Genomic DNA, 14,754 nt, shown 5'->3' with positions numbered 1-14,754 from the left:
CCGGCACCCGCCCCGGCACCTGCTGCAGCTCCGGCGACTCCCGCTCCGGCAGCCCCCGCCAAGCCTGCTGCGCCTGCCGCCGCGCCCGCTCCGGTGAGCGAGAAGGTCACCTTCGCCGCCGATGCGTTCTTCGACGTCGACAAGGCCGTTCTCAAGCCCGAAGCCAAGGCCAAGCTCGACGACCTCGTGTCGAAGACCTCCGGCATCAACCTCGAAGTGATCATCGCCGTCGGCCACACCGACTCCGATGGCAGCGATGGCTACAACCAGAAGCTGTCGGTCCGTCGCTCTGAAGCCGTCAAGGCCTATCTGGTGAGCAAGGGCGTCGAGAAGAACCGCGTCTACACCGAAGGCAAGGGCGAGAAGCAGCCCGTGGCCGACAACAAGACCAAGGAAGGCAAGGCGAAGAATCGCCGCACCGAGATCGAGGTCGTCGGTACCCGCGCCAAGAAGTGATCGACCGCTAGGTCGCTCCAATAAACCCCGCTTCGGCGGGGTTTTTCGTTTCAGGGACCCGACCGCACTCCGTTGGCAGGTGCGCGTCGGCCCCGGCGTCGTCGGCGAGGTTAGGATGACGCCATGAACGCGAATGCCGATCCCCAGGAACTGTCCAAGTTTGGCGAGCTGGCCCACACCTGGTGGGACCCGCTGGGCGAGTTCCGCACGCTGCACGAGATCAACCCGCTGCGCCTCGACTGGGTGGACGCCAAGGCCGGCCTGCGCGGCCGCCGCATCGTCGACGTGGGCTGCGGCGGTGGCATCCTGTCCGAGTCGATGGCCCTGCGCGGTGCCGAGGTCCTGGGCATCGACCTGTCCACCAAGCCGCTGCGCGTGGCGCAGCTGCATGCGATGGAGGCCGGCCTTGCCAACGTGGTCTACCGCGAGGTGTCTGCCGAGGCCCTGGCCGCCGAGGCGCCTGCCTCGTTCGACGTCGTCACCTGCATGGAGATGCTCGAGCACGTGCCCGACCCCGCATCCGTGGTGCAGGCCTGCGCCACGCTGGCGCGGCCGGGCGGCTGGGTCTTCTTTTCCACGATCAACCGCAACGCACGGGCCTTCCTGATGGCCATCGTCGGCGCCGAGCATGCGCTGCGGCTGGTGCCCAAGGGCACCCACGAGTACGCCCGGTTCATCCGCCCGAGCGAGCTGTCGCGCTTCGCCCGCGACGCGGGCCTGGCGGTCGACGAGGTGCGGGGCATGGCCTTCAATCCGCTGACCCACCGCGCCTGGCTGACCCATGACCCGTCGGTGAACTACCTGGTGGCCTGCCGCCGACCGGCATGACGCGCCAGACGCGGGCCGTGCTGTTCGACCTGGACGGCACGCTGATCGACAGCGCGCCCGACCTGGCCGGTGCGGCCAATGGATTGCGGGCCGAGCACGGCCTGCCGCCGCTGCCCTACGAAGCACTGCGGCCGATGGTCGGCAGCGGCGCGCGCGGCATGGTGGGTGCGGCCTTCGGGGTGGCACCCGGACACGACCGCTTCGAGGCGTTGAAGGACGCGTTCCTGGCGCGCTATGCCGATCGCCTGCTGGCCGAGACGCGGGTCTTCGATGCCGTCGCGCCGGTGCTCCAGGCCCTGGACGAGGCCGGCCGACCTTGGGGCATCGTCACCAACAAGGCGATGCGCTTCGCGGCACCGGTGATCGAGGGCCTGGGCTTGCAGCGCCGGGCGGCGGTGGTCATTGCCGGCGACAGCACGCCGCACACCAAGCCGCACCCCGAGCCCCTGTTCGAGGCGGCCCGCCGCATGGGCATCGAGGCCGGGCACTGTGTCTACATCGGCGATGACCGGCGCGACATCCAGGCGGGCCGCAGCGCCGGCATGGCCACGCTGGCGGCGGCCTGGGGCTACCTCGGCGCGGGCGAGTCGGTCGAGTCATGGGGCGCGGACCACGTGCTTTCATTGCCGGACGAGCTCTTGAAGTGGCTCGAACTGGCCTAAGATAGAGGGTCTGGGGCCGACCTGGCTTCGACGTGGGTTCGGAGACGGTTCAGGGCATGCCGAGCACCAGTACAGCTCGTAAATCCATCTGGAAACAAAGTAACTGCGAACGATACTTCGTACGCCCTCGCCGCTTAACACCGGTGAGCCTCGCAACGGTTGGCCGATGGGCCGGGCCTGATGCCGCAAGGCAAAGGGCTGCGAGGTTAATCACATTGGCTGGTGCCATCCCGCGTCATTCGGGATGGAGCGAGACTCAAGTGACTGGCGGGATCGGTAGCGTGCTGCTGCGCGACCGGGACCGCGAGATTCAAATCAGACAGCTACGCATGTAGAACTGGCCGGCAATGGCTTGCGGACGGGGGTTCGATCCCCCCCGGCTCCACCATATGCAAGAGCGATGGGCGCCCGATCGTCGACACGATTGGGCTCCTATCGCTCTTCTTTTTTGCGCTGGCGGCTGCGCGGTGCAGGTCTAAGATGCCCCATCCACCACGCCAGCCGTCACGGCCCGGCCCATGACCTCCACCGCCTCACGCCCGAAACCCGTTGTCCAGCCGCGCGGGCGCCTCGACTGGCGCCAGTTGCTCGACTGGCTCGGCGACGATGGCCTGGTCTCCCGGGCCGACGTCGAGAGGGTGGTCAAGCGTTTCGGCGCGGGCGATTCCAGCCTGCACGCCCTGGTGCGACTGGGTGGCGCCGGGCTGCAGCACCGCGGCAAGCCGCTCGACACCGAGGCCCTGACCGACTGGCTGGCCAAGCGTGCTCAACTGCCGTACCTGCGGATCGACCCGCTGAAGGTCGACGTCGGCCGCGTTGCCGACGTGATGAGCGTGCAGTACGCCGAGATGCGCCGCCTGCTGCCGGTCGGCGTGGGCCCGACCGAGATCACGGTGGCCACCAGCGAGCCCTTCGACACGGCCTGGGTGGCCGAGATCGAGTCGCACAGCCGCAAGCGGGTGCGCCTGGTGCTGGCCAACCCCGAGGACATCACCCGCTACACGACCGAGTTCTACACGCTCGCGCGCTCGGTGCGTGCGGCCCAGAAGACCGGCGAGAACGCGGCCACCGCCAACTTCGAGCAACTGGTCGAACTGGGCCGTGCCAACAAGCAGCTCGACGCCAACGACCAGGGCGTCGTGCAGGTGGTCGACTGGCTGTGGCAGTACGCCTTCGACCAGCGCGCCAGCGACATCCACCTCGAGCCGCGGCGCGAGATGGGCGCCATCCGCTTCCGCATCGACGGCGTGCTGCACACCGTCTACCAGGTGCCGCCGACGGTGATGAACGCGATGACCGCGCGCATCAAGCTGCTCGGCCGCATGGACGTGGTCGAGCGCCGCCGGCCCCAGGACGGCCGCATCAAGACGCGCCGCCCCGACACCGCCGAGGGGCCGGGCACCGAGGTCGAGATGCGACTGTCGACCCTGCCCACAGCCTTCGGCGAGAAGCTGGTGATGCGCGTCTTCGACCCCGACACGGTGGTCAAGTCGGTCGAGGCGCTGGGCTTCGCGCCGCACGACGGCCTGCGCTGGGCCGAGCTGATCGCCCGGCCGCACGGCATCATCCTGGTCACCGGGCCCACCGGCAGCGGCAAGACGACGACGCTGTATTCCACGCTCAAGTCGCTGGCCACCGACGAGGTCAACGTCTGCACCGTCGAAGACCCGATCGAGATGATCGAGCCCTCGTTCAACCAGACCCAGGTGCAGGCGGCGCTCGACATGGGCTTCGCCGAGGGCCTGCGCGCGCTGATGCGGCAGGACCCGGACATCATCATGGTCGGCGAGATCCGCGACCTGGCCACGGCCGAGATGGCCATCCAGGCCGCGCTCACCGGCCACCTCGTCTTCAGCACCTTGCACACCAACGACGCGGCCTCGGCGATCACCCGCCTGGCCGACCTGGGCGTGCCCACCTACCTGATCACCGCCACCGTCATCGGCGTGCTGGCGCAGCGGCTGGCCCGCACGCTGTGCCCGGCCTGCAAGGCCCGCGACGACGGCACCACGCGCGAGGCGCTGGACGAGGTGGTGCGGCCCTGGCGGCTGTCCGGGGGCGTTCGGCCGTATCGGCCGGTGGGCTGCCTCGACTGCCGCCAGACCGGCTTCCGCGGCCGCGTCGGCCTGTACGAGCTGATGGTGCTGAGCACCGAGGCCCGCCGCACCATCCATCCGAGCCTGGACACCGCGGCGCTGCGCAAGCAGGCCATCAAGGACGGCATGCGGCCGCTGCGCCTGGCCGGCACCATGAAGGTGGCCGAGGGCCTGACCACGCTCGAGGAGGTGCTGCGCACCACCCCGGCCTGGCAGGAAGCCTGACGTAAACCCTGAATCCAGCCTTACGTGGAAACCACACCGCGCTGAACGGGGGTGCTCCCTAGAATCGGCCGAGATTCATTCTCGAGTCCGAGGAGACAGCGCAGTGAAGATCAAGAGCCAGAAAGACTTCTGGTCGGGGTTGATGTTCGTGGCCATCGGCATTGGTTTCGCCTGGGGTGCCTCGAATTACAGTTTCGGCGTGGCGGCCCGGCCCGGGCCCGGGTACTTTCCGTTCGGCCTGGGCATCATGCTCGCGCTCATCGGCGCCTTCATCCTGTTCGAGGCGCTGGTCGTCGAGACCGAGGATGGCGAGCCCATCGGCGCCTGGGCCTGGAAGCCGATGATCCTGATCGTTTCCGCGGTGACGATCTTCGGATTCATCCTGCCTCGCCTGGGCATGGTGCTGTCGCTGCCGATCCTGATCGTCATCGCCAGCCTGGCCGGCGACGAGTTCCACTGGAAGGACGCCATCGTCAGCGTGGTGGTGCTGACCATCGGTTCGTGGCTCATCTTCATCAAGGGCCTGTCCCTGGTGATCCCGCTGTGGCCCACCTTCCTGGGCAATTGAGGAGCACGACATGGAGCTTCTGAACAATCTCGCGCTCGGCTTTGGCGTCGCTTTCACCATCCAGAACCTGCTGTATGCCCTGTTCGGCTCGATCCTGGGCACGCTGATCGGCGTCCTGCCGGGCCTGGGCCCGGTGGCCACGATCGCGATGCTGCTGCCGTCCATCTATGCGCTCGACGCCACGCCGGCGCTGATCATGCTGGCGGGCATCTACTACGGGGCGCAATATGGTGGCTCGACCACCGCCATCCTGATCAACGTACCGGGCGAATCGAGCTCGGTGGTCACGGCGATCGACGGCTACCAGATGGCGCGCCAGGGGCGGGCGGGGGCAGCATTGGCCGCTGCTGGCCTGGGCTCGTTTTTTGCCGGCTGCGTCGGCACGATCGTCATCGCCGCGTTCGCACCGCCGCTCACCGAACTGGCCTTCAAGTTCGGCCCGGCCGAGTATTTCTCGCTGATGGTGCTGGGCCTCATCGGCGCGGTGGTGCTGGCCTCGGGTTCGCTGATCAAGGCCATCGCGATGATCGTCCTCGGCCTGCTGATGGGCCAGATCAACACCGACGTGATCTCGGGCGTGCCGCGCTACAGCTTCGACATCCCCGAACTCACCGACGGCATCGGCTTCGTCGCCATCGCTATGGGCATCTTCGGCTTCGGCGAGATCATCTCCAACCTCGGCCGGCCCTCCGAGACGCGCGAGGTCTTCACCAAGAACGTGACCGGCCTGTGGCCGACCAAGCAGGACTTCAAGGACGCCGCACCCGCCGTGCTGCGCGGCACGGCGCTCGGGTCGATCCTCGGCGTGCTGCCGGGCGGTGGCGCCCTGCTGGCGTCGTTCGCGGCCTACACGCTCGAGAAGAAGTTGGCCGGCCACACCGGCAAGTTCGGCCGTGGCGACATCCGCGGCGTCGCGGGGCCCGAGTCGGCCAACAACGCGGGCGCGCAGACCTCCTTCATCCCGATGCTCACGCTGGGCATCCCGCCCAATGCGGTGATGGCGCTGATGGTCGGCGCGATGACGATCAAGGGCATCCAGCCGGGTCCGCAGGTGATGACCAGCAACCCCGAGCTCTTCTGGGGCCTGATCGCGTCGATGTGGGTCGGCAACGCGATGCTGGTGATCCTGAACCTGCCGCTGATCGGCATCTGGATCAAGCTGCTCACGGTGCCCTACCGGTTTCTCTTTCCGGCCATCGTCACCTTCTGCTGCATCGGCAGCTACACGCTCAACAACAACTCGTTCGACGTGTACATGACGGCCGGCTTCGCGATCGTCGGCTATGCGTTCTACAAGCTGGGTTGCGAGCCGGCACCGCTGCTGCTGGGCTTCATCCTGGGGCCGATGATGGAAGAGAATCTGCGCCGGGCGCTGCTGCTGTCGCGCGGCGACTGGATGACCTTCGGCACGCGGCCGCTGTCGGCAGGCTTGCTGCTGGCGGCGCTGGCCATGATCGTCGTGGTGATGATGCCGTCGATCAAGAACAAGCGCGAGGCCACCTTCAAGGACGACGATTGACGCCGTCGCGCCACGCACGCCACTGAATCAGCCGGCCCTCAGTGGCCGGCTTTTTCTTGCGCGGTCAGAATCACCGATCACTTCATGGACCCCGACATGAGCTTCGACTACCGTTGTCCCTACCCCAGCACCCGGGTGCCGGTCTTCGCGCGCAACGTGGTGTCCACCTCGCACCCGCTGGCGGTGCAGGCGGGCCTGCGCATGCTGGCCAGCGGCGGCAATGCGGTGGACGCCGCGGTGGCCGCGGCAGCGGTGATGACCATCGTCGAGCCCTGCAGCAACGGCCTGGGCTCCGATGCCTTTTGCATCCTCTGGGACGGCAAGGCGCTGCACGGGCTGAACGCGTCCGGCCCGGCCCCCGCGGGATGGTCGATCGACGCCATCCGGGCCAAGCACGGCGCGGCCTCGCCCAAGATGCCGCTGCGCGGCTGGGACACCGTGACGGTGCCTGGCGCCGTGGCCGGCTGGGTGGCCTTGAGCCGGCGATTCGGCAAGCTGCCCTTCGGTGACCTGCTGGCGCCGGCCATCGACGTCGCCGAGCGCGGCTACATGGTGCCGGTGGTGGTGGCCGACAAATGGGCGGCGGCGTCGCGCGTGCCCGAACTGGTGTCGCAGCCCGGCTTTGCCGAAACCTTCCTGCCACACGGCCGGGCGCCGAACGTGGGCGAACTGTTCCGCCTGCCGGGCGCCGCGCGGGCGCTGCGGGCGATCGCCGCCACCGGGGGCGAGGCCTACTACCGCGGCGAGATCGCCCAGGCCCTGGTGCAGCAGGCCCGCGCCCAGGGCGGTGCCCATGTGATGAGTGACTTCGAGTCCTATCAGCCCGAGTGGGTGGACCCTATCGGGCAGGAATACCGCGGCGTGCGCCTGCACGAGATCCCGCCCAACGGCCAGGGCATCGCGGCGCTGATCGCGCTGGGTATTGCCCAGCATTTCGACCTCGGCGACCTCGAGGCCGACAGCCTGCAGGCCCAGCACATCCTGATCGAATCGATGAAGCTGGCCTTCGCCGATGTCTACCGCTACGTCGCCGAGCCGGCCCACATGGCCGTGACGCCGGCGCAGATGCTCGATCCGGCCTACCTGGCGACGCGCGCCCGGCTCATCGACATGAAGCGCGCCCAGGCCTTCCAGGCCGGCAGCCCGGCCGATGCGCACCGCCGCGGCGGCACCATCTACCTCACCGCCGCCGACGAGCAGGGGATGATGGTCAGCTTCATCCAGAGCAACTACATGGGCTTCGGCTCGGGCGTGGTGGTGCCCGAGTACGGTCTCAGCCTGCAGAACCGCGGCCACGGCTTCAGCCTCGATGCCCGCAGCGCCAATGCGCTGGCGCCGGGCAAGCGGCCGTTCCATACCATCATCCCGGCCTTCCTCACGCGCGGCGGCCTGCCGCAGATGAGCTTCGGCGTGATGGGCGGCAACATGCAGCCGCAGGGCCACCTGCAGACGCTCGCGCGCATGGTCGACTGGCGGCAGAACCCCCAGGCCGCCTGCGACGCGCCGCGCTGGCGCTTCGACCAGGACCTGTCGATCAACGTCGATGCGCACATGGACGCCGGCCTGGTGCAGGGCCTGCGCGGCCTGGGCCACCAGATCCAGGTGCTCGCCGACAGCTACCAGGACCTGGGCGCCGGCCAGTTCATCTGGCGCCTGGGCGACCCGGCGGTCGAGGGCTACGTGGCGGCCAGCGACCCGCGGCGCGACGGGCAGGCCGCAGGCTTCTGATCGCGCCGCGGGCCGGCCTTTGCCGGCCCTTGGCCACCGCGATCAGATCAGATCGTCGATGACCGCGAGCAACTCGCGCGGCTCGGGCGGCAGCGTCAGGTAGGCGCGCGCGCCGGCGGCGAAGGCCTCGTCGATGCGCTGCGGCCGCAGGTCGCGCGACATCGCGATCACCGGCAGGCCCTCGTCCGTCAGCGTGCGCATCAGCGCCAGGCTGTCGGCGTCGGGCAGGTCCAGGTCGAGCAGCACCAGCCGCGGCGATTCGGTGCGGGCCGTCACCAGGCCTTCCGGCCCGCCGCTGGCGGCCAGCAGGCTGATGCGCTTGCGGTCGTGCAGCGCCGTGCGCAGTTCGTCGGCGAGGCCGGCGTCGCCGGCAATGCACAGCAGGCGGTGGTCCGGGGCGGCGGTGGTCTGTGCCGGCACGGTGCTGCGCCCGTCGCCGCGCGACAGGTCGAGCACATTGCCCAGCACCTGTTCCACCTGCCGGCGGCGCAGGTTCTCGCTGAGATCGTGCACCGCGCACACCGCCGACATGGCGCGGCCAGAGTCGTCGCGCAGCACGCGCAGCGTCACCAGCGAGGGCACGGTGCGTCCGTCGGCGTTGCGCAGTTGCAGCGTCTGCGGCACGAGCACGTCGCCGGCGTCCTGGATGAGTCGGGCGAAGCGGCCCGGCGACGGGCGCTCGACATCGAGCAGCACGTCGTCCAGCGATCGATGCAGCAGGTCCTCGGGCGCCTCTCCGGCCAGTTCGGCAAACCCCTGGTTGACGCGCTGGATGCGGCCATCGGGGTCGACCATGGCCATGCCGGTCTGCACCGTTTCCATCAGCGCATGCACGGTGCGCTCGTGGATGGCCTGGGTGCGGGCGCGCAGGTCGATCTCGTGGCGCAGTTCGTCGGTGCGCGTGCGCGCCTCGTGGCGCACGCGCTGCACCTGCCCGGTCATGCCGGCCAGCAGCACGGCCAGCAAGGCGCCACCGGCCAGCGCGGGCAGCGCGAACAGCCACACGCTGCCGGTGGTGCGCACGGGCTGGCTCACGCGCAGCGCCCAGCGGCGGCCGCCGTAGTCGAACGCGGCTTCGCGCGAGAAGGCAGCGTCATCGGCAAACGCGTGCTCGCAGCCGCTGGCGCCCGCCAGCCGCCGTTGCTCGAGCCGCGCGTCGGTGTCGAACAGGCAGGCCCGCAGCGCGTCGCTGCGGGCGGCCAGGATGGGCGCGATCAGGGTCTCGGCAGATACGGTGGCAAAGGCCAGCGGTCGCAGCCCGGTGGGACTGGCCATCGGCAGGCCCTGAAACACAACGAAGCCCGGACGGGCATCGGTGGCCGTCCCGAGCGCCACGGGCGGCGATGCCGTGGGCACGCTCTGCTGGGCGGCCCGGGCCGCGCTCTGGCGCAGCGCCGTCGATTCGAACACCGTGACGGTGGGCGCAGGGGCCGAGGCCGACGCCGAGGCCTCGATGGCCAGCATTGGCACCGCGCCCAGTGAGTGCCGCACGGTGGTGCCCCGGCGTGGCACCACCGGTGGCGGTGCCGCCGCGGCAGCCACCGCGGAAGCCGAGCCGGTGGGCGGGGCGAGCGCGGGCGGGGCGGCCGGGGCCTGCACGTCCAGCCAACCGATGCTGCCCAGGCCGATCGAGCGGCGGATCCACGGCTGCGCCAGGCTGTCGAACTGCAGTGCCGTGAGCGTGCCGCCGGACGTGAGGAAGGCGCCCTGCAGCGCCTGCAGCGCCTGGATCGGTGCATCGAGCAGCACCTGCACCCGCGCGAACACCACCTCGGCGTCGCGCTCGAAGCGCTGCTGGGCCTGCTGGCGGTCGCGGTCGTTGATCAGGGCAAAGGCCACCAGCATCATCGCCGCCAGCGCGGCCAGCGGCAGCGCCACGCTGCGCTGGCGCGGGCGCCAGCGCTCGCGCTGCGGCGACACGAAGGCCAGCAGCACCGGCAACAGCAGCACGATGCTGGCAGCGTCGGCGGTGGCGCGCACCAGCGCCAGCGCGCCGGGTCGGAGGGTCGGCTCGGCCGACCAGATCATGTCGCCCAGCATCTGCAACAGGCCGCCGATCACGCCGCACACCAGTGCGGCGGCGAGCAGACGGCGCAGGGCCACCCGGGAGTCCAGGGCCAGGTCGTCGGGCCGGCCCGAGCGGCGCAGCAGCAAGCCGCCAGCGGCCGCCTGCAGGAACAGCGTGAGCGCACCCACCACCGCCTGCGCATCGGGCAGGCCCAGCGGCCAACCGAAGGCGCCGATCAGCGCCCCTGCGCCCACCCATGGCAGGGCGCGCCAGCCCACCAGCGCCGTCAGCCCGAGGGCCAGCACCAGCGCCGCGGCCAACGGGGCCACGAGCACGCCCGAGGCCTCGTAACGCGGCGCCAGCCACTGCAGCAGCGGCACCGCCAGCGCCAGCCCCAGCACCCAGGGAAAGGGCGTGGCCGTCTGCGGGTTCATCGGCGACGGCGGGGCGGCGTGCATGCGGGCCATGGGATCGGATCGTTGGGATGGACGAGAGCGTTGGCGGCAGCCTATCACTTGCACGCGCCGCGGCTCCCCCGGGGTTGCGTGGTGGCTGCGATTCGTAGAATCGACCATGTCCAATCCGCCACTGCAGAGTCCCGCTGGTGTGGCCGCGCCGCGGCGGCTGCAGGGGCTGGTGCTGGCGCTGTGCGGCGCGATGGCGTTCTCGGGCAAGGCCATCATCGTCAAGCTGGCCTACCGGCATGGCGTCGATGCGCTCACGCTCATCATGTACCGCATGCTGTTTGCGCTGCCGTTCTTCGTGGCCCTGGCCTGGTGGGCCGGGCGAGGGCAGGCACCGATGGGGGCGCACGACCGCTGGGTGGTGCTGGGCCTGGGTTTCTCGGGCTACTACCTGGCCAGCACGCTCGACTTCATGGGCCTGCAGTACATCACCGCCAGCCTCGAGCGGCTGATCCTGTACCTCACGCCGACCATCGTGCTGCTGCTGGGCTGGCTGCGCTTCGGTCGCCGCGCCAGCCGCGCGCAGTGGCTGGCGCTGGGCGTGAGCTACGCCGGGGTGCTGCTGGTCTTCGGCCGCGAGGTGCAGCTCGAGGGCCGCCAGGTGGCGCTGGGCGCGGCGCTGGTGTTCGCCAGCACCGTGAGCTACGCGTTCTACCTGCTCTACAGTGGCGAATATGTGCGCCGCATCGGCTCGCTGCGCCTCACCGGCTGGGCCAGCGGCGTGGCCTGCGTGCTGTGCATCGCCCAGTTCGCGCTGCTGCGGCCGCTGGCGGCCGCGCAGGTGGCGCCGCAGGTGCTGTGGCTGTCGATGTTGAACGCGCTGCTGTGCACGGTGGCGCCGGTGCTGATGGTGATGATGGCCATCGAGCGCATCGGACCCGCGGTCACGGCGCAGCTGGGCATGGTGGGGCCGGTCAGCACCATCCTGATGGGGGTGGTGCTGCTCGGCGAGCCCTTCACGGGCTGGTTGGCCGCGGGCACGCTGTGCGTGCTGGCGGGGGTGGGCTTGCTGGCGCGGGTGCGCTGACCGCGTCGACGGATGGATCGCGCCGGCGCCATACGCCGGCACACAAGGCACGCCAGCGCATGGCACTGGCACACAAGGAGAACGCACGATGGACATGGGCATCGCAGGTCGCTGGGCACTGGTGTGTGCCGCCAGCAAGGGGCTGGGCAAGGGCTGCGCGGCGGCGCTGGCGCGCGAGGGCGTGCACCTGGTGATCACCGCGCGCGGCGCCGAGGCGCTGCAGGCCACCGCCGCCGAGCTGCGCACGATGGCGCCGGGCATCGAGGTGCGCACGGTGGTGGGCGACATCACCACGCCCGAGGGCCGCGCCGAGGCGCTGGCGGCCTGCCCGCAGGTCGACATCCTGGTCAACAACGCCGGGGGTCCGCCGCCCGGCGATTTCCGCCAGTGGGACCGCGACACCTGGATCAAGGCGCTGGACGCCAACATGCTCACCCCGATCGAGCTGATCAAGGCCACGGTGGACGCGATGGCCGCGCGCGGCTTTGGCCGCATCGTCAACATCACCTCGGGCGCGGTGAAGGCGCCGATCGACATCCTGGGCCTGTCCAACGGCGCGCGCACCGGGCTCACCGGCTTCGTCGCCGGGCTGTCGCGCCAGCCGCAGCTGGCCGGCCGCAACGTGACCATCAACAACCTGCTGCCCGGTGCCTTCGACACCGACCGGCTGCAGACCACCTTCAAGGGCGCCTCGGCCAAGACCGGCGTGCCGGTGGACGAGCTGGCAACCAAGCGCCGACAGACCATCCCCGCGCAGCGCTTCGGCCAGTCGGACGAGTTCGGCGCGCTGTGCGCCTTCGTGTGCAGCCAGCATGCCGGCTACCTGACGGGGCAGAACCTGCTGATCGACGGGGGGGCCTACGGCGGGACGTTCTGATCGCTAACACCTTAACGGTGCGAGCAAGTGCCCCGCGCCGCTGCGGCCTCGAGGCGTAGGGCGGCGGCCGTCAGCGGAGCGGGAGCCAGAGCTCGGTGTGCAGCTTCTCGGGCGGCGTGTCGCCGGGGTCGTTGAGCGTCAGCTCCATCGGTGGCGCGTCGCGCAGTGCCTCGCCGGAGGCCGGCAGCCAGCCGCGATGGACGCTGTTCCAGCAGCGGTGCAGTTCGGTGTACGGGCCGAGGTGGGTGAACACCGCATAGCGGCCCTCGGCCACCGGCCACCAGGCCAGCGAGCCCGACAGCGGCAGCTCGGGCTGCGCGCAGCGGCCGGCGCGGCTGACCAGGTCGAAGCCGAACACCACGCCGGCGACGAAGCGGCAGGCCGGGTCGTCCGGCGCCTGCGGCTCGTCGGGCATCAGCGCGATGCAGCTGCGCACCTGGTCCATCAGCCCGGCCTTTGCCACCGTGGGCAACAGCTCGCCGTAGGCCATGCGCGCCGCGCGGGACAGGTTGTGGTCGATCATGCCGCGTGCGGTGGCCGTCAGCGCGACCAGGCCGGGCGGCAGTTCGGTGAAGCGGGTGGGTGTCATCGTGAACATCTCCTTCTGGCGGCGGCGCCTTGCCGGTGCCCTGCGCGCAGGGCGTGGCCGGGCGGCCGGGTCCTGCGACATTGTGCTGGCCGGTCTGCGCGGCGCGCGCCGGCCGATCCGTCGCCCGGCCCACGCGGGCGCGCCGACGCCGGCCGATACACTGGCCGCCTGCCGACCCCACCACCACCGCCCACCGTGTCCGACCGCCTCGCCGTCCTGCCGCAGTACCTGTTGCCCAAGCAGGCGCTCACCCAACTGGCCGGCAAGCTGGCGTCCCATGCCGGTGGAGCGACGACGACCGGCGTGATCCGCTGGTTCATCCGCCGCTACGGCGTCGACATGGCCGAGGCCGCCAACCCCGACCCGGCCGCGTACCCCACGTTCAACGAGTTCTTCACGCGGGCCCTGAAGCCGGGCGCACGGCCGCTGGCGCAGGCCACCTGGATTTGCCCGGTCGACGGCGCGATCAGCCAGTTCGGCGCCATCGAGCACGACCAGGTCTTCCAGGCCAAGGGCCACCGCTACAGCACCGCCGCGCTGGTGGGCGGCAGCCGCGAGCTGGCCGAGCCCTTCGACGGCGGCCACTTCGCCACGCTGTACCTGAGCCCGCGCGATTACCACCGCATCCACATGCCCTGCAGCGGTCGCCTGACGCGGATGATCCACGTGCCCGGCGAGCTGTTCTCGGTGAACCCGACCACGGCGCGCGGCGTGCCCGGCCTGTTCGCGCGCAACGAGCGCGTGGTGTGCTGCTTCGACACGCCGCACGGCCCGTTCGTGCTGGTGCTGGTGGGGGCCACCATCGTCGGCAGCATGGCCACCGTGTGGCACGGCGTGGTCAACGCCAAGCGCCCGGCCGACGTGCGCCAGTGGCACTACGACGACCGGCCCATCCACCTGGACCAGGGCGCCGAGATGGGCCGTTTCCTGCTGGGCTCGACCGTGGTGATGCTGTGGCCGAAACCGGCGTCGGGGCGGCTGACCTTCAACGCCCTCTGGCAGCCGACCCGGCCGATCCGGGTGGGCGAGGTGATGGCCGACCTGCGCTGAGCGCGCGGGTGCGGCGGCCTGCGGCCGACCAGCCGCCAGATCAGCCGCCCACCAGGCTGCGGCCATCGTGCCCCGCCGTGCCGCGCAGGTGCAGGGCGCAGGCCAGCGTGAGCACGCGGTGCGGCGGATGCGGCTCGACGCTGCTGAGCGAGGTGTTCGCCACCTGGTCGGGCAGCACCTGCGCGCCCAGGTCGACGCGGTCGGGCTGCAGCCAGGCGCGCAGCACCAGCCCGTGGCTGACCACGGCGATCGGCCCGCCGATGGCGGCCTGCCGCTGCAGCACGTGCTGCCACGCGCGCCGCACGCGGGCCTCGAAGGTGGCCACCGATTCGCCGCCCGGTGGCTCGCCGGTGAGCACCAGCGGGTCGAAGCCCAGGGCGTCGTAGGGCTGGCCGCGCAGGTCGCCGAAGTTGCGCTCCTGCAGCAGCGGCGAGGTCTCGATGGCCAGGCCGCAGGCGTCGGCGATGGCCTGCGCCGTCTGCCGCGCGCGCGGCAGGTCGCTGCTGACGATGCCGGCCAGGCCCATCGGCACCAGCCGCTGGGCGATGGCCAGGGCCTGGGCGCGGCCGCGCTCGGACAAGGGCGTGTCGGCCGGCTGCAGCACGCGGGCGACGTTGAGCGGCGTCTCGCCGTGGCGGACCAGGTGCAGCATGGCCG

The 14,754-nt window shown here is 70.8% G+C and carries 13 protein-coding genes and 1 other RNA gene; 11 read left to right on the top strand and 3 right to left on the bottom strand.

Translation table 11 applies throughout. From position 1 onward, the window contains the following. The 8 genes from ompA to EOINJALH_RS06905 all read left to right on the top strand — a co-directional run. On the top strand, window positions 1–456 hold a 456-nt coding region (ompA, locus tag EOINJALH_RS06940; protein ID WP_144289897.1), incomplete at its 5' end, for an outer membrane protein OmpA. Between the two features lie 123 nt (window positions 457–579). Further along, window positions 580–1,284 carry a bifunctional 2-polyprenyl-6-hydroxyphenol methylase/3-demethylubiquinol 3-O-methyltransferase UbiG gene (gene ubiG / locus EOINJALH_RS06935; RefSeq protein ID WP_088279617.1) on the top strand — a complete coding sequence of 235 codons (705 nt, stop codon included), beginning with the start codon at window positions 580–582 and terminating at the stop codon, window positions 1,282–1,284. Beyond that, window positions 1,281–1,946 carry a phosphoglycolate phosphatase gene (gene gph / locus EOINJALH_RS06930; protein ID WP_088279616.1) on the top strand — a complete coding sequence of 222 codons (666 nt, stop codon included), beginning with the start codon at window positions 1,281–1,283 and terminating at the stop codon, window positions 1,944–1,946. The genes ubiG and gph overlap by 4 nt, the downstream gene beginning before the upstream one ends. 12 nt (window positions 1,947–1,958) lie before the next feature. Then, window positions 1,959–2,334: a transfer-messenger RNA gene (gene ssrA, locus EOINJALH_RS06925) on the top strand. 130 nt (window positions 2,335–2,464) lie between these two features. After that, window positions 2,465–4,267 (top strand): GspE/PulE family protein, encoded by a 1,803-nt coding sequence (locus EOINJALH_RS06920; protein ID WP_088279615.1) that lies wholly within the window; start codon window positions 2,465–2,467, stop codon window positions 4,265–4,267. 103 nt (window positions 4,268–4,370) lie between these two features. Continuing rightward, on the top strand, window positions 4,371–4,835 hold the full coding sequence (locus EOINJALH_RS06915; protein ID WP_088279614.1) for a tripartite tricarboxylate transporter TctB family protein: 465 nt from the start codon (window positions 4,371–4,373) through the stop codon (window positions 4,833–4,835). Window positions 4,836–4,845: 10 nt separating this feature from the next. After that, the gene (locus EOINJALH_RS06910; protein WP_088279613.1) at window positions 4,846–6,354 is read left to right on the top strand and encodes a tripartite tricarboxylate transporter permease; all 1,509 of its coding nucleotides are present in this window, start codon (window positions 4,846–4,848) and stop codon (window positions 6,352–6,354) included. A gap of 96 nt (window positions 6,355–6,450) precedes the next feature. Next, window positions 6,451–8,082, top strand: a complete 1,632-nt coding sequence (locus EOINJALH_RS06905; RefSeq protein ID WP_088279619.1) for a gamma-glutamyltransferase family protein — start codon at window positions 6,451–6,453, stop codon at window positions 8,080–8,082. Between the two features lie 42 nt (window positions 8,083–8,124). Here the strand turns inward: EOINJALH_RS06905 and EOINJALH_RS06900 are convergent, their stop codons facing one another. After that, window positions 8,125–10,557, bottom strand: a complete 2,433-nt coding sequence (locus tag EOINJALH_RS06900; protein WP_088279612.1) for a PAS domain-containing protein — start codon at window positions 10,555–10,557, stop codon at window positions 8,125–8,127. A gap of 106 nt (window positions 10,558–10,663) precedes the next feature. Here EOINJALH_RS06900 and EOINJALH_RS06895 point away from each other — a divergent pair, with 106 nt between their 5' ends. Then, the gene (locus tag EOINJALH_RS06895) at window positions 10,664–11,581 is read left to right on the top strand and encodes a DMT family transporter (RefSeq protein WP_088279611.1); all 918 of its coding nucleotides are present in this window, start codon (window positions 10,664–10,666) and stop codon (window positions 11,579–11,581) included. An 88-nt stretch (window positions 11,582–11,669) separates the two neighbouring features. Beyond that, the gene (locus EOINJALH_RS06890) at window positions 11,670–12,458 is read left to right on the top strand and encodes an SDR family oxidoreductase (protein WP_088279610.1); all 789 of its coding nucleotides are present in this window, start codon (window positions 11,670–11,672) and stop codon (window positions 12,456–12,458) included. Between the two features lie 70 nt (window positions 12,459–12,528). On the opposite strand, the gene EOINJALH_RS06885 is transcribed toward EOINJALH_RS06890, so the two are convergent. Then, complete coding sequence (locus tag EOINJALH_RS06885; RefSeq protein WP_158219673.1) at window positions 12,529–13,047, bottom strand: GyrI-like domain-containing protein; 519 nt, start codon at window positions 13,045–13,047, stop codon at window positions 12,529–12,531. Between the two features lie 195 nt (window positions 13,048–13,242). Here EOINJALH_RS06885 and asd point away from each other — a divergent pair, with 195 nt between their 5' ends. Then, window positions 13,243–14,097 (top strand): archaetidylserine decarboxylase, encoded by an 855-nt coding sequence (asd, locus tag EOINJALH_RS06880; RefSeq protein WP_088279608.1) that lies wholly within the window; start codon window positions 13,243–13,245, stop codon window positions 14,095–14,097. Window positions 14,098–14,137: 40 nt separating this feature from the next. Here the strand turns inward: asd and EOINJALH_RS06875 are convergent, their stop codons facing one another. Continuing rightward, window positions 14,138–14,749, bottom strand: a complete 612-nt coding sequence (locus EOINJALH_RS06875) for a histidine phosphatase family protein (protein ID WP_088279607.1) — start codon at window positions 14,747–14,749, stop codon at window positions 14,138–14,140. Window positions 14,750–14,754: the final 5 nt, after the last annotated feature.

The sequence above is a fragment of the Ideonella sp. A 288 genome, from assembly GCF_002198735.1.
Lineage (GTDB): Bacteria > Pseudomonadota > Gammaproteobacteria > Burkholderiales > Burkholderiaceae_C > Pseudaquabacterium.
The sequence above is the reverse complement of the archived record's forward strand: the minus strand, read 5'-3'. Positions and strand labels throughout refer to the sequence as shown.

What these genes read in the sequence shown, in the direction of transcription:
- ubiG (WP_088279617.1), top strand. Translation starts at nt 580, where the DNA reads ATGAACGCGAATGCCGATCCCCAGGAACTGTCCAAGTTTGGCGAGCTG.
- gph (WP_088279616.1), top strand. Translation starts at nt 1,281, where the DNA reads ATGACGCGCCAGACGCGGGCCGTGCTGTTCGACCTGGACGGCACGCTG.
- EOINJALH_RS06920 (WP_088279615.1), top strand. Translation starts at nt 2,465, where the DNA reads ATGACCTCCACCGCCTCACGCCCGAAACCCGTTGTCCAGCCGCGCGGG.
- EOINJALH_RS06910 (WP_088279613.1), top strand. Translation starts at nt 4,846, where the DNA reads ATGGAGCTTCTGAACAATCTCGCGCTCGGCTTTGGCGTCGCTTTCACC.
- EOINJALH_RS06905 (WP_088279619.1), top strand. Translation starts at nt 6,451, where the DNA reads ATGAGCTTCGACTACCGTTGTCCCTACCCCAGCACCCGGGTGCCGGTC.
- EOINJALH_RS06900 (WP_088279612.1), bottom strand. Translation starts at nt 10,557, where the DNA reads ATGGCCCGCATGCACGCCGCCCCGCCGTCGCCGATGAACCCGCAGACG.
- EOINJALH_RS06895 (WP_088279611.1), top strand. Translation starts at nt 10,664, where the DNA reads ATGTCCAATCCGCCACTGCAGAGTCCCGCTGGTGTGGCCGCGCCGCGG.
- EOINJALH_RS06890 (WP_088279610.1), top strand. Translation starts at nt 11,670, where the DNA reads ATGGACATGGGCATCGCAGGTCGCTGGGCACTGGTGTGTGCCGCCAGC.
- EOINJALH_RS06885 (WP_158219673.1), bottom strand. Translation starts at nt 13,047, where the DNA reads ATGACACCCACCCGCTTCACCGAACTGCCGCCCGGCCTGGTCGCGCTG.
- EOINJALH_RS06875 (WP_088279607.1), bottom strand. Translation starts at nt 14,749, where the DNA reads ATGCTGCACCTGGTCCGCCACGGCGAGACGCCGCTCAACGTCGCCCGC.